Here is a 22,072-nt window from a genome sequence, read left to right as displayed (position 1 = left end):
TTATGCCTCCTGCTCTTTTGACTTCGCGTTTTTCTTCGGCGATTTACGGAAGCGGTAGCGTTTATCAGAAATCGCTAGTGCGCCGCCTAATGCCATAATCAAAGAGCCAGCCCAAATCCAACGAACGAACGGTTTATAGTAAATACGAACAGCCCAAGATCGGTTGTCGTCTAAACGTTCACCCATTGCAATGTATAAGTCGCGGCTAATACCACGGTCAATGGCTGCTTCAGTCATCATAGACTTAGCCGTACGGTAGAAGCGCTTCTCTGCGTGAAGCGTATTCACGTATTTGCCATCGTGTGTGATCTCAAAGTCTGCGATGTAGCCATCGTAGTTTGGACCATCTTTATCACGCAAGCCTGAGAAGTAGAAATCATAGCCTTGAATTTGGAAGTGTTCGCCAGGTGCTAAACGTACATCACGCTCGATGCTGTAGTTCTGTACCATCGCAATACCGATAACAGATACCGCCAGACCAACATGACCCAACATCATTGCCCAGTGGCTACGTTGCAGCTTGCGAACACCTTCACTAAAGCTATGACGGTGCGTTGCGCGCTCGTACAGTTCAAAGCCATGCATCGCAATAATCCAAATCGCCATCACCCAACCAATGTAAGCCATGGTTGAGAAGAAATCGGCAAACAGGTACACGCATAGCGCGGCCAAGGCGAAAGCAAGCACACCTGAAACGAGCATTGGTTTCACAAGTTTAGATAAATTGTCTCGCTTCCAGCGAATAAGAGGACCAATACCAAGCAGAAAAGCAAATGGCATCATCAACCACGCAAACAGCATGTCAAAGAATGGCGCACCGATAGAAACCGACCCCAAACCAAGCTGCTTGTGTACAAGCGGCAACAGTGTCCCCACTAACACCACAACAAGAGCGGCGATAAGTAATACGTTGTTGGCTAAGAGCGCATTTTCACGTGAGACTAAGTCGAAGTTACCTCGTACACGCACTGCTGCCCCTTTTACGGCAAACAGCAATAAAGAGCCGCCGATAACGAAAACGAGGAAGCCTAGAATAAACATACCGCGCGACGGGTCAGACGCGAACGCGTGGACCGATACTAAAATACCGGAACGGACTAAGAAGGTGCCCAACAAACTCAACGAAAATGCAGAGATTGCCAATAGTACCGTCCACGCTTTAAATGTGCCGCGTTTTTCTGTCACGGCAAGAGAGTGCATTAATGCGGTACCCGCTAACCAAGGCATGAATGATGCGTTTTCTACTGGGTCCCAGAACCACCAGCCACCCCAGCCAAGTTCGTAGTAAGCCCACCAAGAACCTAGTGCGATACCAAGTGTTAAAAATACCCATGCAGCGGTTGTCCAAGGACGAGACCAACGAGCCCAAGCCGTATCAAGGCGTCCGGTCATTAGGGATGCGATCGCAAAAGAGAATGCAACCGAGAAACCAACATAGCCCATGTAAAGCATTGGCGGGTGAACAATCAAACCAGGGTCTTGAAGCAGAGGGTTCAAGTCACGTCCGTCAACCGGGAAGAACGGTAACGTACGTAGGAATGGATTTGACGTTAAGATGATAAACAGTAGGAAACCCACTGAGATCATGCCCATAACAGCAAGTACACGTGCAACCGACTCTTGCGGCATACCACGACTAAACGTCGCTACAGCGACAGTCCAAGCAGCTTGGATTAAAACCCATAGCAACAGTGAACCTTCGTGCGCACCCCATACTGCGGTTAAACGGTAGTACCAAGGAAGCTGACTATTCGAGTTGCTCGCTACATACTGTAACGTGAAGTCGTTGGTATAAAATCCCCAACATAAAATGGCGAAAGAGAACAACAGCATCAGGAACATAGACCAAGATAGCGGTCGCGCTGTGTTCATGAGCATGGTGTTATTATTCGATGCTCCCCACAATGGCAATACGCTCAACAGCACTGCCATTGCAAGCGAAAGAATGAGAGCAAAGTGACCGATTTCAGCAATCATTGGCCGCTTCCTTGTTTCTGTTCGGTGCTGTATTGAAGCGGTTCATGCGTTTTCTTCATCGCTTCTGCAATTTCTGGCGGCATGTATTCTTCATCGTGCTTCGCTAGGACCTCAAATGCCTCAACTGTTGTGGCATCTTTCAGTACACCTTGAGCAACAATACCCTGCCCTTCACGGAACAAGTCAGGAAGAATACCGTCATAGGTAATCGTCACTTTCGGACCGACATCGTGCAGGTCAAAACTCACTTTCAAAGAATTAGGATCTCGACGAACTGAGCCCACAACCACCATTCCACCGATACGCAGACGCTGGCCTACTTCTGGCTTGGTGCCATCTGGCTTACCATTAACCAATTCCGTTGGAGTGTAGAAAAGGTCCATATTTTGGTTAAGCGCATAAAGTATCAAACCAATGGTGGCACTAATACCGATAAAGATCGCTAGTACAATACCTAGCCTCTTTTTACGTCTCGGGTTCATAAGGTGTTCTCCATGTTCTTCGCTGCGTCGATACGAGCTTGACGGTCAATTTTTGCTTTCACTTCTTTCAATAATGCATCACCGCGGCGAAGGCTAGTGATCAGAAGAATCAGCATGGATAAGAAAGTAATACCAAACGCACTCCATACGTATGATGCATAGCCACCCATGGCAAAAAAGTCGCTCAGAGATTCAAAATGCATAATCAGTTACCTCACTGAGTTTGTTCTGTTGCGAGTTTGCGCACCCAAGGGCGGTGACTTTCTTTACTGATGATTTCGTTACGGAAACGGACCATCGTCACGGCACCAAAGAAGAACGCAAAGCCAAAGATGTTCAGCAATAACGGCCAAAGCATGTCGGATGAAATAGAAGGTTGTTCAAATTTCGTGATCGTCGCACCTTGATGAAGCGTGTTCCACCATTCCACGGAAAAGTGAATGATAGGTAGGTTTACTACGCCTACGATCGCTAAGATACCAGCGGCTTTTGCAGCGGTTTTTTGATCGTCAAACGCATGGTAGAGCGCAATCACACCAAGGTAGAGAAATAGCAGAATCAATTCAGATGTAAGACGGGCATCCCATACCCACCAAGTGCCCCACATAGGCTTGCCCCAAACAGCACCTGTAAGTAGAGCAATAAAAGTAAATACTGCACCAATCGGAGCCATCGCAAGTGCCGCCATATCAGATAGGCGAACTTGCCATACTAGGCCAATAAATGCAGCGATCGCCATCGACATATAAACGCCCATAGACCAAATAGCTGATGGGACATGAATGTAGATGATTCGGAAACTGTCACCTTGTTGGTAATCTGAAGGCGCAAATGCAAGCCCCCAAACCGTACCAACCGATAAGCATACGAGGGCCAATACAGAAAACCAAGGCAGAAACTTACCACTCAAACGATAAGCTGCTTCTGGCTTGGCATAAGGATGTAGCCATTTCCACATGTTTTGTTCTCACTCTTACTTCAGGGACACTGTCTAAAGGGTTGAGACCGTAGCAGTGCTTTAATAATAATTCTTTGATCAAGCGCCGCTTCATTGGCACTTTATTGAGTTAGTTGACACTAACTCGTAATGCGGCACTGATGGCAAAAGGCGTTAATGTCATCGCCCCCATTAGCATCGCACCTAAAATCGCTAGTTGACCGTTATACGCCATACCGAGTGCGGCAGCATCAATTGCCGATGTTGCGAAAATCAAAATTGGGATGTAGAGCGGAAGAATAAGCAAACTCAAAAGAACGCCACCCTTTTGCAACCCAACAGTCAACGCCACACCAATGGCGCCAATAAAACTTAGTGTTGGTGTACCGATCATCAAGGTTAATACAACCGATAGCCAAGTATTGAAGTCGAGCGAAAGTAAAACCGCCAATAATGGGCTAATTAAAATCAGAGGTAACCCTGTTAACAACCAATGTGCTATGACCTTTGAAACCACTACAAGTTGCAATGGAATCGGCATTAGCATCATTTGTTCTAGTGCACCGTCTTGAAAATCATCACGAAATAGACGCTCTAATGATAATAAGGCGGACAGCAATGCGGCAACCCAAACGATGCCCGCTGCAATACGTGCTAACAAATTAGGCTCTGGTCCAATACTCAGAGGAAAGAGAGTAATGACAATAATAAAGAACCACAGCGGGTTCAGAATGTCTGCCTGACGGCGAAATGCGATTAGGAGCTCACGACGAATGATGGTGGTCATCGAGGAAATCATATCAGTCACCCAGCTTTATTTTTCTAAGTTTCGGGCTGTCCGCAAACATATCTTGATGCGTCGTCAACACAACAATACCGCCATTATCAGCATGACTTGCGAACAAAGATTCAAGCACCTTGACACCTTGCTTATCAATGGCAGTCAACGGCTCATCTAAGATCCATAAAATTTGCTTACTGAGCCATAACCTTGCCAATGCGACTCGTCGTTGCTGACCTGCGGAAAGTTGTGCTACAGGCACATCTTCTCGACCAGCTAATCCTACTTGAGTCAAAGCGATAAAGATTTCTTCGTCTGAAGAGCGATTATTTTGAATAGATTGATAAAAACGTAAGTTTTCTAATGCGGTAAGCTCTCGTTTCACTCCTGTTTGATGTCCTAAGAAAAGCAGATCTTGATGGAAAACATCACGAGATTTTTCAACCTCTTCGCCTTTCCATTTAATGACACCTTCTTCTCTATCACCTAACCCTGTCACAATCCGTAGCAATGTAGTTTTACCAGTACCATTACGCCCTTCGATCTGGACCAATTCACCAGGCTTAATTTCAAACTGCAGGTTTTCAAACAGAACCCTTTCATCACGGATTGCTGTCAGGTTAGACACTTCTAACATAGAGCTTCAACTAAAAAATGAACGAGCCGCTATATTAGCACAGCTTAGTTATGACAAAACAGGATAAGAGGGCTAGGTTACATGTAAGTTCATGTATTTTTGTTAATTAATCATCACACTTTAATAAAATTAACTATAAGTAGTTATAAGCGCTCATTTTGAATTTGAGAGGCCAGAACTAAGAGCAAGATCGACTGAAGGTTGTCTAGGGTTGTATTTAAGAAGAGCATTAGAGGCTAAAAACAAAAAAAGAGGCGTAATAACGCCTCTTTTTTTCGCTTGATAACCTTTATCGTCGACGACGTCCACGCGTTGGATATTCTGAGTCATCTGATGGCTGACCACTTAATGGTGGAATCTTCTCTTTCCCCGCCAGTTTCTTCTGCAGTGAAAGCATCAACTCAGCTTCGGCTTTTGGTAGTTCGCACTCTTCAATCAGCTCGTTGATATCAGCGCCAAGCTGTACCATTTTAGAAGCGCGACTGTACAAGCGACCATCAGTATCAGCGTGTTCGAGTTCGCGAATTCTCTCGTTTAAGTGCTGAATAATGTCTTGTTGCTCGGTCACTTTTTGTCCAAGACCAACAACAACCGAGCGCACTTCGAGTAACTGCTTACTCAACTTTTGCACTTCTTTATCTGCGTGTCGAGATTGAGCTCGTTGTTGATCTAACTGCTTTTGTAACCCCGAGCGAATCCGCAGTTGCAAAACAACCAATACCAACACGATAAAAGCAACGCCACCCGCAAGGAATGGGGCAGATAAAAGAGCCTCTTCAGCCATCATCATTCAGCCATTAAAGGTGAGCCATCTCGTCCCACTCGTCATCTGTTAGCAGCTTGTTCAAATCCACAAGGATAAGAAGCTTGCCGTCACGGTTGCTCACACCCTGGATGAACTTCGCACTCTCGTCGGTACCAACTGAAGGCGTCGTATCAATTTCAGAAGAACGCAGATAAACGACTTCTGCCACGCTATCTACTAAGATACCAATCACTTGACGCTCAGACTCGATCACAATAATACGAGTGTTGTCGGTGACTTCGCCTTCCATCAGGCCAAAACGTGAACGTGTATCGATAACAGTAACTACATTACCGCGTAGGTTGATGATACCAAGTACATAATCTGGTGCACCTGGAACAGGGGCAATTTCAGTATAACGAAGTACTTCACGAACTTGCATTACGTTGATGCCGTACGTTTCTTCTTCTAGCTGGAACGTCACCCACTGAAGAACTTCGTCATTCGATGCATCTTTCTTCACTTCTACTTCAAAAGCTTGAGACATAGTTAATCCTCGTTAATGTCGTTCCCGACTTAAATCTAATTCAGTGATTTGACATCTAAACCGGCGTTTAGCATGTCAATGAGCGCCTGGACATGAATTAAGGCACACATTTTTTCTTTTACCATGCCCGCTAGCCAAGGGCGTTTACCCGCCTGCTCACGCCAGCGAACCTTGTCGATATTAAGCGTTTCAGTCCCCATTAATTGGTTACTGGCCAACCCCCACATGCTCTCACCAAGCATGACGACATATTGGTAGTTATCTTTATAGCTATCATCACGAAGCTTATCTGCCATCACCCATTTCGCGGTATCGACGACATCAAACTGCTGCTCGCGATTTGTTTGTAGCCCCAAATACCAGGCGGGTTTTCCTATCAAATGGTTAAGCTCGCTAATGCGATGAATACCACCTAACTCATCAAGAGGTACAGCAAACGTGACACCATTCACATCAAAGTAAAGAACTTGGAAGTCCTCACTTCGCTTCGTGCTTTCCCAGACCGTTGGTATATCAGAATCTGCTTGTGTTTCGAGTTCAGTATCGACGTTCGATTCTATATTGATACTTTGTTCGATCACTGCGTGAGGTTCATCCACCTCTGGTTGCGCTTCCTCAAAAACTGGCTCATCAATCACCCAGTCCTGTATTTCCTCAACACCCTGAAGCTCAGGCACCTCACTAAAGGTTTGTACCTCAGGCTCAGCCGCTTTTATCTCTGCTGCAATATCAATCGTATTTTGTTCAAGAATACTATCAATATCCAACTCAGCCACTGGGTTGCTTGCTTCAAGCTGACTTAATAGCCTTTGAACATCTTCCAGGTTTGGAGCTTCCAACTCTGGCGGATATGTTTCTTGAAACTGGTACGTTTCTGGCTCCGAGTATTGTAGCTGTAATTCTGGCTCTGGCTCTGGCTCTGGCTCTGGCTCTGGCTCTGGCTCTGGCTCTGGCTCTGGCTCTGGCTCTGGCTCTGGCTCTGCAGATGATACCTCTTGAGCCAACAGGTCAAGGTCTTCCTCAAGAGTCGTTATTTCAGTTTCATCATCCAGTAATGCATTAAAGTAGTCATCAAGTGCTTGTTCACTGGACAGCACATCATTACTGCTCATCGAACGCCAACCTCTCCAGATAAATCAGTAGCTGTTTATAGGCAAACACACCACGACTACCAGATGCAAAATGCGACGCTGGCAAGTGCTTTAAACTGGCATCGCGGAACTTGGTATCAATAGGCACCGCTGAGGTCCACACTTGATTTGGGTAATCTTTTTTCAGTTGCATCAATGTCTGCAATGACGCTTTCGTGCGCTTATCGTACATGGTTGGGACGATAGTCACTTTGAAACCGCCCGGGCGAGATTTTTGCATAATGGTTAGCGTACGCATCATGCGCTCTAGACCTTTCATCGCCAAAAACTCTGTTTGAACAGGAATCAAAATTCGGTCACTGGCTGCCAACGCGTTCACCATCATCACGCCAAGGATTGGCGGACAATCAATCAACACATAGTCATAGTCTTGTGAGACAGTTTGCAGCGCCCGTTTTAAGATTAATCCCATACCACTGCGATTACCCATTACGCGATCAAGCGTGGCAAGGGACATATGCGCGGGAATGATATCCATTCCTTCCAGCTCTGTTTCTAAAATCAACGGTTTAACCGTCTCACGAGAAAACGTCTTCAACTGGAATAAATCAAATAGGCTCGAAGTTACTGCATCAGGATCATAACCGAGATAAGTAGTCAGTGAGGCGTGAGGATCAGTATCAACCATCAATACTCGATGGCCTTTCTGGCTCAATAAGCCCGCCAATGTCACTGTTGAGGTGGTTTTACCCACGCCTCCTTTCTGGTTAGCTACACTCCAAACAATCATGATGAATCCTAAGCTAGGCCAACTTCCACCAACATGCGTTCAGCAATGCGGTCAAGCGGTAAATCTTCTGAAGAAATGCCTGCTTTAGCAACCGCTTGGGGCATGCCATAAACAACACAACTTTCTTCATCTTGTGCCCAAATTGTTGAGCCTGCAGACTTCAACATGCGAGCGCCCTCACGACCGTCTGCACCCATGCCTGTCAACACTAAAGAGAGCACTTTGTCGCCATATACTTTTGCGGCAGAACCAAAAGTCACATCCACACATGGTTTGTAGTTCATGCGGTCGCCGCCATCAATAATGCGAAGACGAGCAGCGCCCGCTCGTCCATCCACCATCATTTGTTTCCCACCTGGTGCAAGGTATGCCACACCGGGCTGTAACACATCGCCATCTTGTGCTTCTTTCACTTGAATCTTACACAAGGTGTTCAAACGACTAGCAAACGCAGCAGTAAACGTTGCTGGCATGTGTTGAATCAATACAATCGGATGCGGATAGTTCATCGGCAAACGCGTCAGAATTTTTTGTAGAGCAACGGGGCCACCTGTTGATGTGCCAATTGCCGTCAGTTGATACTTCTTACCAGAAGCACGGTACTTTGTCGCAGCAGGTCGAGTTGGTGTTGGAGTCACAGGTGAAGCCGTTCTTGAACCTAATGATCGAGTAGTCGTGCTGGTACTCGCTGTTGGGCGAGCGATAGGTCGACGCATGAAAGCGCGCTTCGAGGCAATCTGAATCACACGCTGTTGAAGTAATGACACCGCTTCTTCACGGTTACGCGCAATGTCCTCAAACTTTTTCGGTAAGAAGTCCAATGCGCCCGCATCTAGCGCATCAAGCGTAGCTTTCGCCCCGTCGTGGGTCAGGGACGAAAACATTAGAATTGGCGTTGGAGCAGCGGCCATTATTTCACGTACAGCTGTAATGCCATCCATCACTGGCATTTCAATATCCATCGTGATGACGTCAGGTTTGAGAGATTTGGCTTTCTCAACCGCCTCTCTACCATTTACCGCAACGTCAATCACTTCTAGGCGCGATTCTGAGTTGATGATTTCGCTCACGCGACGTCGGAAAAAACTCGAATCATCAACGACTAGTACTTTAATCGCCATCTTATTCCTTTTAATAACGTCAGCTTTGCTTAAAGGCGTGAAGCCGCAGCGTATCGCTTAAGTAAATCAGGCACATCTAGAATTAATGCAATGTGGCCATCGCTAGTAATTGTCGCACCAGCCATACCTGGAGTGCCCTGTAATAGATTATCGAGTGGCTTAATAACCACTTCTTCTTGACCAATAAGCGTATCCACAACAAAACCAACGCGTTGGTTACCAATCTGTACAATCACCACGTGACCGTGACCAGTACGCTCTTGGACGTTTTGCGATTTGGATGCTAACCAGTTTTGTAAGTAAAATAGCGGGATAGATTTCTCACGTACAATGATCGTCAGCTGACCATCTACCACGTTTGTACGGCTAAGATCTAAGTGGAAAATTTCACTCACCGAAGCCAGTGGTAGAGCAAACGGATGACCGCCAACACCAACCATCAGAGTCGGTAAAATCGCTAACGTTAGTGGTACTTTGATCGTGATCTTAGTGCCCTTGCCTAGCTCAGAATCGATATCGATTGAACCGTTTAAGGTATTGATCGCCGTCTTAACCACGTCCATACCCACACCACGACCAGAGATGTCAGAAATTTTATCTTTACTTGAGAAACCAGGTGCGAAGATAAGGTTGAAGCACTCTTTATCTGTTAAACGTGCCGCCGCATCTTCATCCATCATGCCACGCTTCACCGCGATGCCACGCAGTTTGTTCGGGTCCATACCGCCACCATCATCTACGATGGATAGTTCAATATGGTCCCCTTCTTGCGATGCTGACAAAATCACTTTACCTGTGCGTGATTTGCCGGCCTTCGCGCGTGCGTCTGGCATTTCAATACCGTGATCAACCGAATTACGCACCAAGTGAATCAACGGATCGGCCAATGCTTCTACAAGGTTTTTATCGAGATCGGTTTCTTCACCGCGCATTTCTAGCACGATGTCTTTATTTAGGTTACGAGCCAAGTCACGGACAACGCGCGGGAAACGGCCAAACACTTTCTTAATTGGCTGCATACGCGTTTTCATTACCGCGCCTTGTAGATCCGCAGTTACCACATCAAGGTTAGCGACCGCTTTGGACATCTCTTCGTTGTCGCTATTCAAACCAAGGCTTAGTAGACGGTTACGCACCAATACGAGCTCACCCACCATGTTCATGATGGTATCAAGCGTCGAGGTGTCAACACGAACGGTTGCTTCAGCCTGAGGTTTTTTAACCGCTGGTGCTTTGGCTTCTTCTTTTACCGCGACTGGTTTAGATTCTGGCTTTGGTGCTGGCGCTGCTTGAACGGGTGCTGGCTTAGCAACAGGCTCAGGTTTCGCAGGGCTTTGCTCTACGTTTGCTGAAGCAGGCTTCGTTGCCATGTCCAATTCTTCTAGCGTTGGGCCTTTACCTGAACCATGTAGCTCATCGAGTAACTTTTCGAACTCTTCGTCCGTCATTAAGTCACTGTCTTGATTTGATGAAGATGCCAGTGGAGCGGAAGGCTCTGCCGCTTTAGGTGGCTCTACTGGTACGGATGCAGATGCAGCAGCCTCTGCCGTAGAAGGGCTTTTTCCTACACCGTGCAGTTCATCGAGTAAACGTTCAAACTCATCATCAGTGATATCACCACTTTCAACTGATGGCGCACTCGATTGAGGCGGTTCAGATGGCGTTGTAGGTGTCGCAGACATTGAGGTGCCTGGCGCTGAACCTTTACCATGAAGCTCATCAAGTAGCTTTTCGAATTCGTCTTGGGTAATTTCATCAACAGAGCCGACACTTGATGGTGCTGACGGCGCAGCAGGTTCTTCGATGATAGGCTCGGGAATAATAGGCTCTGGAGTAGCCACTGGTTCTTCAACTACGGTTGCCGCTACTTCATCTTCTGACTCAGGTTTGCATAGACGATGAAGTTCTTCAAGAAGCTCAGGGTCCGCAGCTTCTAACGGCTCACGATCTTGAACAGCCTGGAACTGGGTATTAACCGTATCCAAGGCTTTTAGCATCGTATCCATTAAGTTTTGCGTTACCGTGCGTTGACCGTTTCGTAAAACGTCGAACACGTTCTCCGCACCATGACAAGTATCGACTAGCTCTGCCAATGAAAGGAAGCCGGCACCGCCTTTTACGGTATGAAACCCGCGGAAAATAGCATTAAGTAAGTCTTTGTCTTCTGGGTTATTTTCCAATTCAACCAACTGCTCAGAAAGCAGCTCGAGAATTTCCCCAGCCTCAATGAGAAAGTCCTGAAGAATATCTTCGTCTAAATCGTAGCTCATACGTTACCTTTAAAATCCAAGACTGGACAACAAGTCATCGACTTCGTCCTGCGATGAAACCGCATCTTCTCTCAGTTCTGGATGAAGAATCGGGCCTTCGGCTTCGCTTGTTTGTGTATTCTTTTTATCTGCCGGTTCTGACAAAACTTGAATGTGTTCTTCAAGTTTATTTCCAGAGAATACGGTTAGGATTTCCACTAAGCGGCCTTCAACTTCATTAACCAACGTAATTACGCGGCGAATGATTTGGCCAGTTAGGTCTTGGAAGTCTTGCGCCATGAGAATTTCGGTCAATTGGCCGCGCAATTCAGTGCTGTCACCTTCGACTTGCACTAATAGCCCGTCGATTCGGTGACACAGTGCTTTAAATTCGCTTAATTCTATGCGCCCGTGCATGAGTTCATTCCATTGAGGACGAACTTTTAGAAGGCAATCATGCAGGTTATCAGCGATAGGAAGGCAGCAGTCGACCGCATCCATTGTTTTGTTGGCTGCAAGCTCTGTCTTCTCGATCACATAATTGAGACGATCCCTAGCGTTAGGGATTTCGTCTTTCGCAATTTCGGTCATGCGCTGATCGAGACTGAACTGCTTGAGTGATTCGTGAAGGTCTCGAGTTAACGCTCCAATTTCTTGCAGCATTGGGTTATCGGCACCTTCGTAGATCGAGGCAACAAGCATATTGGCTTGGTCTTGTTCCCCGTTTTCTAGCATTTGAACGAGTGACTTCGCCTGCTCTAGTGAGATCATTCTGAATAGACCCTTTTACGTTTAGTTCTTCTTATCACTTTGAAAACGCTAAACGAGTCATTTAATAGGTATTTAATAATTGGTATGAATGACTCGAATAACAAAGAGAAAGAGAGAGTTATAAACGCTCGAAAATTTTATCTAATTTTTCTTTTAATGTTGCAGCAGTAAATGGCTTAACAATGTAGCCGTTTACACCTGCTTGAGCAGCTTCAATGATCTGCTCACGCTTCGCTTCAGCCGTGATCATTAGAACTGGCAGATGCTTAAGTTCTGCATCCGCGCGGATGTGTTTAAGCAAATCGATGCCTTGCATACCTGGCATGTTCCAGTCAGTTACAACAAAATCGAAGTCACCTTTTTTCAGCATTGGTAATGCGGTTAAACCATCGTCCGCTTCTTGAGTGTTATTGAAACCCAAGTCACGAAGCAGGTTTTTAACAATACGGCGCATTGTTGAGAAATCATCAACAATAAGGATCTTCATGTTTTTATTCAAAATTGCCTCCACTGAATCGTAAAATCAGTGTTTTTAGTCATTTTGTGTCCACGCACTGAGCTTGGTACGTAAACGTTGCATCGCTTGACTCAGTATTTGACTTACGCGAGATTCGCTTACGCCTAACACATCGCCAATTTCTTTCAAATTGAGTTCTTCATCATAATAAAGCGAAAGAACCAAAGCTTCACGCTCTGGAAGCTGTTTTATTGATTCAACCAGTGCTTTTCGAAATGATTCATCAACTACCCCTTTGAATGGGTTGCTGTCATCGGTTTCATCCGCCGGTGAAATCACATCATCAGAAACGCCTAAATCTTCAATACCGACTAATTTTGAGCAGTTGATATCGGTAAGAGCACTATGATATTGATCCAGTGTCATACCGAGATGCGTGGCTACTTCAGAATCAGTAGGATCTCGATTTAATTCGCCTTCCAGCTCCGCAATCGCTTGGTTAATCTCTCGATTATTTTTATGAACAGAACGCGGTACCCAATCGCCTTTACGCATGTCATCTAACATTGCGCCACGAATACGGATACCTGCATAAGTTTCAAAGCTCGCACCTTTAGAACCATCATAATTCTGCTGAGCTTCGATAAGACCGATCATGCCGGCCTGAATTAAATCCTCTACCTGAACACTCGGCGGTAAACGGCCTAGTAGGTGGTGAGCAATGCGCTTAACCAACACTGAATAACGTTCAATGAACGCCTGCTGGCTATTAAATTTGCCATGTTGGTCATAGGTTATCGCTTTATTCACCAAAAGGGTCCTCTGCGAATTCGGTACGATTTAGCAACCTTTCCACAAAAAATTCCAAGTGTCCACTTGGTGTTTTCGGTAGTGGCCACGTCAACGCTTTGTTTGCTAGTGAGCTGATAGCTAAAGCAGCAGGCGAGCGTGGGAACGCATCAACGACAATTTTTTGTCTTTTTACAGCCTGTCGTACTTTATCATCTAATGGAATACATGCTACGAGTTCAAGGCTAACATTCAAGAATCGCTCTGTGACTAGTGTCAACTTTGCAAACAATTCTCGCCCTTCACGGTAGCTTCTGACCATATTTGCTACAACTTTAAAGCGTTGAACTTGGTGTTCTTTACTCAACAGCTTGATTAATGCATAGGCATCTGTGATTGACGTCGGTTCATCACACACAACTACAACCACATCTTGAGCTGCTCGCGAAAAACTGATTACCATGTCAGAGATACCAGCAGCGGTATCAATCAGCAGGACATCCATTTCGTCTTCAAGACTACCAAATGCTCGGATGAGTCCAGCATGCTGAGCGTGAGAAAGCTCTGTCATGCTCTGTGTGCCAGAAGTTGCAGGAATTATCTTTATACCATAAGGCCCTTCGACAATCGCATCTTTTAGCTCACATTCACCCGCTAAGACATGTCCTAGATTACGTTTTGCACGAATTCCGAGCATCACGTCCACATTGGCCAGACCTAAATCAGCGTCGAGAACCATCACCTTCTTGCCTTGGCGAGCCATACAAATCGCCAGACCCAGTGTTACGTTTGATTTCCCCACACCACCTTTGCCGCCAGTAACAGCAATCACTTTGGTCAACGATGGTTGTGTTAAGCGACGGAGGCCGCTTGCTTGATCGTGTATCATATTCTCAGTCATAGTAGTCCGCCGCCTTAGAGTCCTTCACTGTCACTGTTCCAAAAGTGAGGTTCGTTCTCTGTCGACTTCTCTAACAGTTCATTTGCTTTCGCAAGCATATATTTTGGTTGCGCTATCACAATGTCTTCTGGTACGCGCTGACCATTAGCGATGTAAGCTACTGGCATTGCGTTTTGAATCACTACACTGATGAATTCGCCTAGGCTTAATGACTCATCAAGCTTCGTCATAATACAACCCGAAAGTGGTATACGTCGGAAGTGATCCAGCGTTTCTTGTAGAACACGACGTTGTGCGGTAGCCGGCAAAACAAGGTAGCTGTGAATCACTTCTCCGCTCTCTTGCATTAGAGTGTCGAGCTGCTCGGAAAGCCTCACATCTCGTTGCCCCATCCCTGCCGTATCGACCAAAATCAGTCTTCTGTTTCTTAGCTGATATATAACATCGGCTAACTCGTTAGAATCTTTAGCAACTCTTACGGGACAACCCATGATTCTTCCGTAAATTGAGAGTTGCTCATGTGCACCTATGCGATATGTATCTGTTGTCACAAGGGCCACATTGTCGGCACCGTATTCCATGGCTGCGCGTGCTGCGAGTTTCGCTACGGTTGTTGTTTTCCCAACCCCCGTCGGACCCAACAATGCGACTACGCCACCACGTTTTAAAATGTCCTGTTTAGGAATATTGATTTGATCCGCCACCAGCGACAATAACGCTTTCCACGCTCGCGCTGGCTTTGTATCTTCCGGGATATAACAGGCCATCTGGTCTGCTAACTCCGGAGAAACGCCCATTCGCTCTAAGCGCTTAATCAGCATAGCTCTTAGCGGCTCACGGCGTTCTACTTCTTGCCACATCAGGCCAGAAACTTGGTGCTCCAACAGACGACGAATTGACGTCATCTCTTCGCGCATGCTTTCTAGCTCATCGGCCGACTCGTCACGCTCATCACTTGGGCGACGTCGGTCATATCGCGTCGGGTCCAGCTTGGGCGTCGGACGTTCAAATCGATTGTCCTGTGCGATTAGCTTCGCCAAAGGTGAATCTGGTTGATATGGCGCTGGCTTTTCTTGGTTGTAGCCGTCGCGATGCTTATTTTGGCGTTGCAGCAAAGCAGAGAGCGAATCTTCATTTTCCGCTACGTGATCGTCAGCATCTGCTGCACCACCGCTATATTGCTTAAGCATATTAGCGAATCGCTGCGTCATTGAGCCTGTTTTTTCATTGTTACTGTTATTACTGTTCAGGCTAATTTTATCTTCATCTAAATGACGATCTTGGTAACGATCAGCAGAAGACGATGACATTTGACGATGTTCGTTATAGCGATTCGATTGAGAAGCACCGCGATTTTGCTGTGACGCTGCGCTTGCTTGAGACGGATTAGATTCACTATCTATCGCCGCAACAATCGCTACTCCACCAGCCACTTTCTTGTTTGACATGATCACCGCTTCCGCGCCTAACTCCTCTTTCACTTGGAGCAGCGCCGTTCTCATGTCTTTGGCAAAAAATCGCTTTATTTTCAAACTATGAATCCATTAATGATGCGTGAGATCAGTTACCCACGGCTTGCACAATTCTGATCTGTTTTTCATCCGGGATTTCTTGGTAAGACAGTACCCGGAGATTAGGTATTGTGTTCTTCACAAATTTCGCCAACGTCGAGCGTAATACACCAGAAGTAAGCAGAACGGCAGGTTCGCCTTTCAGTTCTTGTTCCTGTGTCGCTTGGCTTAGTGAAGACTGCAATCGCTCAGCGAGTCCCGGTTCAATCCCCGCGGATTCGCCTCCTGATGCTTGCATAGTTTGATGCAATATTTGTTCCAGTTCGGGTATCAAAGTAATCACTGGTAGCTCAGGCTCTATACCATTGATTTCTTGAACAATTAGACGTTTAAGACTAATTCGAACTGCTGCCGTCAATATGTCAGCTTCTTGACTCTTACTTGAGTACTCAGCCAAAGTTTGAACAATCGTGCGAATATCGCGGATTGGAATGGCCTCGTTTAACAAGTTTTGTAGGACTTTCACCACCACACCTAATGGTAATTGGTCAGGAACAAAGTTCTCGACTAACTTAGGCGCGCTGCGTCCTAACATTTCTAATAAATTCTCTACTTCTTCATGACCAATTAGCTGTGACGCGTTGTTGGTCAATAGCTGGCTCAGGTGCGTCGCTAATACCGTTGATGAATCAACAACCGTATAACCTAAGGCCTGAGCGTGCTCACGCTGATCTTCTCGGATCCATACGGCTTCCAGTCCAAAAGCAGGGTCAATGGTTGGCTCACCATCAATCATGCCATACACCTGACCTGGGTTAATCGCTAGCTCTTGATCCGGACGAATCTCTGCTTCGCCCACCGCAACCCCCATCAATGTAATTCGGTAACTGTTTGGGGTCAGCTCAAGATTGTCACGAATATGAACCGCTGGAATTAGGAACCCAAAATCTTGCGATAACTTTTTACGCACGCCTTTTACGCGCTCTAACAGTTCCCCACCTTGGTCTCTGTTCACCAAAGGGATTAAGCGATAACCGACTTCCAAGCCAATAATATCGACTGGCTGGACGTCATCCCAAGACAGTTCGCGCTGTGATGAAGGTTCTGTACCTTCATCTGCTGTTGCTGGTAAAGCGGGCTCTTTCGCTTTCTGCTTCTGCCGTTTGTCGATGAAATATGCCGCTGCACCGGCCGCGACTGCCAGGCTCAAAAACGCAAAGTGCGGCATGCCCGGTACGATGCCCATCACACCAAGAATAGCTGCAGTAATCATCAGCGCTTTTGGGTTGTCGAACATCTGGAAGACCAGTTGTTCACCCATGTCTTCATCGGTGTTTTGGCGCGTCACCATCATTGCCGCTGCAATCGACAGCAATAACGATGGGATTTGTGCGACCAAACCATCACCGATTGTCAGTAAGGTATAGATTTCAATCGCTTCACCGAAACCCAATCCATACTGCGCCATACCGATCGACAGACCGCCGACGATGTTGATAAACAGAATCAAAATACCGGCAATCGCGTCCCCTTTTACGAACTTCGAGGCACCATCCATCGAGCCATAGAAATCCGCTTCTTTGGTCACTTCAAAACGACGAACTCTTGCCTGCTCTTGGTCTATCAATCCGGCATTCAAGTCCGCATCAATCGCCATTTGCTTACCCGGCAACGCATCAAGCGTAAAGCGAGCACTTACCTCAGAGATACGACCCGCACCTTTGGTCACCACCATAAAGTTGATGATCATTAAGATGAGGAAAACCACTAGGCCGACCGCGTAGTTACCACCAATAACGACGTTACCGAACGCCTCAATTACGTTACCTGCCGCATTACCGCCTTCATGACCATGCAGTAAGACGACACGAGTCGAGGCAACGTTCAAAGCCAAGCGGAGCAACGTGGCGATCAGCAATACCGTTGGAAAAGCAGCGAAGTCCAAAGGGCGACGTGTGTAAACGGTCACTAACAACACCACCATCGACAGCGCGATGTTAAAGGTGAAGAACATATCCAGCAAAAATGCTGGAATCGGCAGTACCACCATCGCTAGGGTGGCCAAAACCATCACCGGAGCACCAATAGCTGGCATTTCACGTTGAGGGATTCGTGGCAATTTATCTGCAAACGGCAGGCTTAACTTCATACTGCGAGAGATCTCAATCGATTGAAGCGTCACGTAAGCTCTTACTATTAATACGCGACCGCTTTAGCCTAAAAGTTTAGGTAGGGTTGATAATTAAAGCGTTTTAAGCAATCTATGTACCATAATTAGCGCCAAAATAATGACTAAACACTCAAATAGAGCTTAGCTTTTGATCAAACGAGCTTTTTTAAGGCTTTACCGCTTTTCGTATCAATGGCGGTGTTCGGGTGGGATTGGCAAATCATAATCTTGAATTTTCGGGCGCTGTCCACCTCGTTTTCGGTATTGCTTCAATTGGAATACAAATGCCAAAACCTGAGCGACGGCAGTAAATAACCCATCGGGGATCTCTTGCTCGAGTTCTGTCGTGTGGTACAACGCACGAGCCAAAGGTGGTGCGGGCACAATCGTAATGTCATGTTCGCGGGCGACTTCTCGAATCTTCATCGCCATGTGGTCAGTACCTTTAGCGATCACGACTGGCGCACGGTCTGTCTTCTGTTTATAACGAAGCGCTACCGAGAAGTGCTCTGGGTTAGTAACAATAACATCAGCTTGAGGAACATCCGCCATCATTCGACGTTGAGCAGCTTCCCTTTGCAACATACGAATACGGCCTTTCACTTCCGGCTTACCTTCAGTCTCTTTGTATTCGTCTTTGACTTCTTGCTTGGTCATTTTTAACTGATCGGCGTGCTGCCAAATTTGAAATGGAATATCGATGGCAACCACAATCAATAGCGAGCAACTGATCAGCAAAATAAAGTTCAGCAAAATATCTAAAGCATGGAAGATGTTTTGCGGATACACATCCATACTCAATTGAATCAGATCGGCCTGCGATGCTTGGATCAAATAGATGGCGACACCAGTGACCAGAACCACTTTAAGGATTGATTTGATCAACTCTACCCAGCTTTGCATTCCAACCATTCGCTTTAAACCGCTAAGCGGATTCATTTTCGACAGCTTGGGCATGGCCGCTTGGGCAGAAAAACTGATTCCTCCCACACCTGCTGCTCCAATCATGGCGGCGGTAAACAATGTCGCTAACACCAAAAATAGTGGGAACAACAAATCACTCATCGCGCCCAAAGCGATATCAAACAGTTTTGCAGTATCGAAAATCTCTTCTCGTTGAAGATCAAATAAACGGCTCATGATGGAAAACAATGAACGTGCTAACGCCTCGCCAAACCACATCAATGAAATGGCGCCAACGATCAGCACAGATGCTGATGCCAGCTCTTTAGATCGAGCGACCTGCCCCTTTTCTCTGGCTTGTTGTAACCGTCGGGGCGTGGCTTCTTCGGTGCGTTCCTGACCGTCTGATTCTGCCAAATCTTAGCACTCCAAGCGAATAAGCCGACAAATCTGCGCCTCACCCACTGTCCAGAACATTTCATAATGACTGTATAGACCAGCCAGTATGTACCAACAAAGTAATAGACCCACCATCAAAGCAAAAGCAAAACCAAGCGAGAAGATATTCAGCTGTGGTGCGGCACGGGTCATTACACCAAACGACAAGTTAATGGTCAGTAGTGCAATAATGCCGGATAGAGACATACTCAGTGCCGTTTGGAACATAATACCAAGCCAGCCTGCCATTTCACGGAAATCAACCGCGTTGAGCGAGCCGGAGCCAATCGGCAAAGTTTTGAAACTGAACACCACCAATTGCAGCATTTTTAAGTGTCCATCGGTGGCAAGGAAAAACATTGTCGTTAAGAACATGAATAACTGGCCAAGCAATGGCGTGTTCTGACCATTTGCGGGATCAACCATAGAAGCAAAGCCCAAACTTGATTGCATACCCAATATTTGACCAAGTAGGACAAAGGTTTGAATCATAAATTGAGTAACCATACCCATCGCTATGCCGATGATCATTTGCTCGGCAATGGTCATGAAGCCACGAAACGAGAGTAGCTCAATGTCTTGAGGTACGGCGGGGATGGCTGGCATGACAGCGAAAGTGATGGCTAAACCGAGGTAAAGGCGGATTCTTGGCGAAACAAATCGGGCCCCGGTTACTGTCATCACCATTAACATGGATGAGATACGAACATAGGGCCAGAAGTAGTTTGCGATCCAATCTAAGACAACGCTAGTGGGGTACTCCATAGGCGCCTCTAATAAAGCACCTGAGGTAAGCGTTCAATCAAGCCATAAAAATATTCCATCAACATTTGCGTCATCCAATGCCCAAACAGCATCAGGGCCAAAAGCGTGACAATCAAACGCGGTAAGAAGCTCAATGTTTGTTCGTTGATGGATGTCGCAGCTTGAAAAATCGCGACTACAAGGCCGATAAGCAAGCTTGGGATGATAATAGCGCAGACCATGATAAGCACCATCCAAAGTGCTTCACGGAAAAGCTCGACAAACATTTCTGGTGTCATGTCTTATCCTCTATCTGCGCTTATCTAAAGGGCAAAGCTGCCCGCAAGTGTCGAGAGTATCAAGTTCCAACCATCGACCAATACGAACAACATCAACTTGAACGGCAACGAAACAATCATTGGTGACAACATCATCATACCCATTGCCATCAGTACCGAAGCGACTACAAGGTCAATAATCAAAAACGGCAAGAAGAGCATAAAGCCAATTTGGAATGCAGTTTTTAGCTCTGAGGTGATAAAAGCCGGAATCAATACCGCCATCGACACATCTTCTGGATCCTCGACTTGCTCTCCTGACATGGTTACAAACGTCTCCAAATCTTTGATTCGGGTCTGCTTAAGCATAAATGCTTTCATTGGCGCTTGTGCAGCATCAAACGCTTCTCGCGCCGTAACTTGCTCGTTCAAATAAGGCTGAACAGCTTTGTCGTTGATTTCGTTCAGGACAGGAGACATAACAAAAAAGGTCAAAAACAGCGCAATACCAATAATGACCTGATTAGAAGGCGTTTGTTGCAAACCCATTGCCTGACGCAATATCGACATCACCACCACAATTCGAGTGAACGAGGTCATCAGAATCACCATGGCAGGCAAGAAGCCAAGCATGGTCATTAACGCTAAAATTTGTAGTGTAACCGAGTAGTCTTCACTGCCATCAGGGTTCGTGGTCATGGTGAATGCTGGAATACCACCGCCACTAGAAACGGACATAGCACGGCTAGCACCAGTATCACTTTGCATAGCCTGAACTGTAACACCACTTCCATCGGCTAAGTTATCTGGCAGCGCTGACTCCTCTGCTTCAGCAAAGGTAAATGAAGAAAACAGCACGCCGACAAAAAGTAACAACGTACTCAGGAGCAAACGAATTGGATTACCCTTTGTCATGTTTTTTGATCAGCTGGCTAAATTGAGTCGCAAAAGCATTGGTCGCCAACTCTTCCTCTTTCAGTGGCTTATCTAACTTGGCTAAAGTTTGGATCGATTGGCTAGTAATCCCAACCAAAAACTGTTCTTCACCCACTTGAACTACTGCGATTCTTTCTTTTGTACCCACTGGCAACTGACTCACTATACGCAAGCCCTTTTGTTGTCCCATCGCTGGCACTTGCATACGTTTCAGCAACCAAGCCAGCAAAAGAATCACGCCGATTACAAGCACAAGCGAGCCAAGTGTCGTCGCAAGATCCAGATTATTTGGTGCGGCAGCAAATGCATAAGGAGCACTTAGCATTAAGCTCAGTGCTCCAGTGATTTGCTTCAATCGCATTTTGATTGAACGACTCATCTTAACGCAGCTTCTTAATTCGTTCAGTTTGGCTGATCACATCCGTCAAACGGATACCAAACTTATCGTTGACGACCACGACTTCGCCGTGAGCAATCAAAGTACCGTTAACCAATACGTCGAGCGACTCACCGGCTAGACGATCCAACTCAACAACCGAACCTTGGTTAAGCTGCAACAGGTTCCGAATGCTAATTTGAGAACGACCGACTTCCATCGAAATCGTCACCGGGATATCCATAATAGTGTCGAGTTTACGACGCTCATCTTCGCTAATTGGGCTTGAAGTGTCTTTTAGCTCTTCCAGTGGCGCAGCCAATACTTCATCTACGTCTACAGAAGGGGCAGACGGGTCTTCGCCAAGAGCGGCTGCCCATTCGTCTGCTAGCTTTTGATCGTCACTTGGTTCCATTTTTCTATCCTGTGTTACGCCTAACT

Annotated in this window: 24 protein-coding genes; all 24 read right to left on the bottom strand. The window is 46.4% G+C overall.

Features of this window, described 5'->3' with window-relative positions; translation table 11 throughout:
- Window positions 1-1,977, bottom strand: coding sequence for a heme lyase CcmF/NrfE family subunit (locus R7Q47_RS13815; protein ID WP_017635943.1), 1,977 nt, complete (start codon window positions 1,975-1,977; stop codon window positions 1-3).
- A complete protein-coding gene (ccmE, locus tag R7Q47_RS13810; protein WP_005380516.1) occupies window positions 1,974-2,459 on the bottom strand; it encodes a cytochrome c maturation protein CcmE in 486 nt (161 codons plus the stop codon). Before ccmE ends, R7Q47_RS13815 begins: the two co-directional genes overlap by 4 nt.
- The gene (gene ccmD, locus R7Q47_RS13805) at window positions 2,456-2,662 is read right to left on the bottom strand and encodes a heme exporter protein CcmD (protein WP_005380515.1); all 207 of its coding nucleotides are present in this window, start codon (window positions 2,660-2,662) and stop codon (window positions 2,456-2,458) included. Before ccmD ends, ccmE begins: the two co-directional genes overlap by 4 nt.
- A gap of 11 nt (window positions 2,663-2,673) precedes the next feature.
- Entirely contained in the window at window positions 2,674-3,417 is a 744-nt protein-coding gene (locus R7Q47_RS13800; protein ID WP_005380513.1) for a heme ABC transporter permease, read from the bottom strand.
- A gap of 109 nt (window positions 3,418-3,526) precedes the next feature.
- Complete coding sequence (gene ccmB / locus R7Q47_RS13795; RefSeq protein ID WP_005380512.1) at window positions 3,527-4,195, bottom strand: heme exporter protein CcmB; 669 nt, start codon at window positions 4,193-4,195, stop codon at window positions 3,527-3,529.
- A 1-nt stretch (window position 4,196) separates the two neighbouring features.
- On the bottom strand, window positions 4,197-4,814 hold the full coding sequence (gene ccmA, locus R7Q47_RS13790; protein ID WP_005380511.1) for a cytochrome c biogenesis heme-transporting ATPase CcmA: 618 nt from the start codon (window positions 4,812-4,814) through the stop codon (window positions 4,197-4,199).
- Between the two features lie 289 nt (window positions 4,815-5,103).
- The gene (locus tag R7Q47_RS13785) at window positions 5,104-5,598 is read right to left on the bottom strand and encodes a DUF2802 domain-containing protein (protein WP_151515182.1); all 495 of its coding nucleotides are present in this window, start codon (window positions 5,596-5,598) and stop codon (window positions 5,104-5,106) included.
- A 13-nt stretch (window positions 5,599-5,611) separates the two neighbouring features.
- Complete coding sequence (locus R7Q47_RS13780) at window positions 5,612-6,106, bottom strand: chemotaxis protein CheW (RefSeq protein WP_005380507.1); 495 nt, start codon at window positions 6,104-6,106, stop codon at window positions 5,612-5,614.
- Between the two features lie 35 nt (window positions 6,107-6,141).
- A complete protein-coding gene (locus tag R7Q47_RS13775; RefSeq protein ID WP_017635946.1) occupies window positions 6,142-7,218 on the bottom strand; it encodes a chemotaxis protein CheW in 1,077 nt (358 codons plus the stop codon).
- On the bottom strand, window positions 7,208-7,987 hold the full coding sequence (locus R7Q47_RS13770) for a ParA family protein (RefSeq protein ID WP_005380505.1): 780 nt from the start codon (window positions 7,985-7,987) through the stop codon (window positions 7,208-7,210). Before R7Q47_RS13770 ends, R7Q47_RS13775 begins: the two co-directional genes overlap by 11 nt.
- A gap of 8 nt (window positions 7,988-7,995) precedes the next feature.
- Window positions 7,996-9,108, bottom strand: coding sequence for a chemotaxis response regulator protein-glutamate methylesterase (locus R7Q47_RS13765; RefSeq protein ID WP_025767174.1), 1,113 nt, complete (start codon window positions 9,106-9,108; stop codon window positions 7,996-7,998).
- 29 nt (window positions 9,109-9,137) lie between these two features.
- On the bottom strand, window positions 9,138-11,378 hold the full coding sequence (locus tag R7Q47_RS13760) for a chemotaxis protein CheA (RefSeq protein WP_151515037.1): 2,241 nt from the start codon (window positions 11,376-11,378) through the stop codon (window positions 9,138-9,140).
- Between the two features lie 9 nt (window positions 11,379-11,387).
- Window positions 11,388-12,128 (bottom strand): protein phosphatase CheZ, encoded by a 741-nt coding sequence (locus tag R7Q47_RS13755; RefSeq protein WP_005380502.1) that lies wholly within the window; start codon window positions 12,126-12,128, stop codon window positions 11,388-11,390.
- Window positions 12,129-12,246: 118 nt separating this feature from the next.
- Window positions 12,247-12,615: a chemotaxis response regulator CheY gene (gene cheY, locus R7Q47_RS13750; RefSeq protein WP_017635949.1), complete on the bottom strand. Its 369-nt coding sequence runs from the start codon at window positions 12,613-12,615 to the stop codon at window positions 12,247-12,249.
- A 45-nt stretch (window positions 12,616-12,660) separates the two neighbouring features.
- On the bottom strand, window positions 12,661-13,395 hold the full coding sequence (locus R7Q47_RS13745) for an RNA polymerase sigma factor FliA (RefSeq protein ID WP_005380499.1): 735 nt from the start codon (window positions 13,393-13,395) through the stop codon (window positions 12,661-12,663).
- Window positions 13,388-14,275, bottom strand: coding sequence for a MinD/ParA family protein (locus R7Q47_RS13740; protein ID WP_005380498.1), 888 nt, complete (start codon window positions 14,273-14,275; stop codon window positions 13,388-13,390). Before R7Q47_RS13740 ends, R7Q47_RS13745 begins: the two co-directional genes overlap by 8 nt.
- Before the next feature lie 14 nt (window positions 14,276-14,289).
- Window positions 14,290-15,807 carry a flagellar biosynthesis protein FlhF gene (gene flhF / locus R7Q47_RS13735; RefSeq protein ID WP_033907111.1) on the bottom strand — a complete coding sequence of 506 codons (1,518 nt, stop codon included), beginning with the start codon at window positions 15,805-15,807 and terminating at the stop codon, window positions 14,290-14,292.
- Between the two features lie 28 nt (window positions 15,808-15,835).
- Complete coding sequence (gene flhA, locus R7Q47_RS13730) at window positions 15,836-17,935, bottom strand: flagellar biosynthesis protein FlhA (protein WP_318089181.1); 2,100 nt, start codon at window positions 17,933-17,935, stop codon at window positions 15,836-15,838.
- A gap of 210 nt (window positions 17,936-18,145) precedes the next feature.
- Window positions 18,146-19,276, bottom strand: coding sequence for a flagellar biosynthesis protein FlhB (gene flhB / locus R7Q47_RS13725; protein WP_005380490.1), 1,131 nt, complete (start codon window positions 19,274-19,276; stop codon window positions 18,146-18,148).
- Window positions 19,277-19,279: 3 nt separating this feature from the next.
- Window positions 19,280-20,062 (bottom strand): flagellar biosynthetic protein FliR, encoded by a 783-nt coding sequence (gene fliR, locus R7Q47_RS13720; protein ID WP_005384463.1) that lies wholly within the window; start codon window positions 20,060-20,062, stop codon window positions 19,280-19,282.
- Window positions 20,063-20,070: 8 nt separating this feature from the next.
- Window positions 20,071-20,340: a flagellar biosynthesis protein FliQ gene (gene fliQ, locus R7Q47_RS13715; RefSeq protein ID WP_005380488.1), complete on the bottom strand. Its 270-nt coding sequence runs from the start codon at window positions 20,338-20,340 to the stop codon at window positions 20,071-20,073.
- A 24-nt stretch (window positions 20,341-20,364) separates the two neighbouring features.
- Window positions 20,365-21,234, bottom strand: a complete 870-nt coding sequence (fliP, locus tag R7Q47_RS13710) for a flagellar type III secretion system pore protein FliP (RefSeq protein WP_064377156.1) — start codon at window positions 21,232-21,234, stop codon at window positions 20,365-20,367.
- A complete protein-coding gene (gene fliO / locus R7Q47_RS13705; protein WP_005380480.1) occupies window positions 21,221-21,634 on the bottom strand; it encodes a flagellar biosynthetic protein FliO in 414 nt (137 codons plus the stop codon). The genes fliP and fliO overlap by 14 nt, the downstream gene beginning before the upstream one ends.
- A 1-nt stretch (window position 21,635) precedes the next feature.
- Window positions 21,636-22,046: a flagellar motor switch protein FliN gene (gene fliN, locus R7Q47_RS13700; protein WP_005380479.1), complete on the bottom strand. Its 411-nt coding sequence runs from the start codon at window positions 22,044-22,046 to the stop codon at window positions 21,636-21,638.
- Window positions 22,047-22,072: the final 26 nt, after the last annotated feature.

This window comes from Vibrio sp. Vb0349 (genome assembly GCF_033338975.1).
This window is presented reverse-complemented; position numbering and strand designations above follow the sequence as displayed.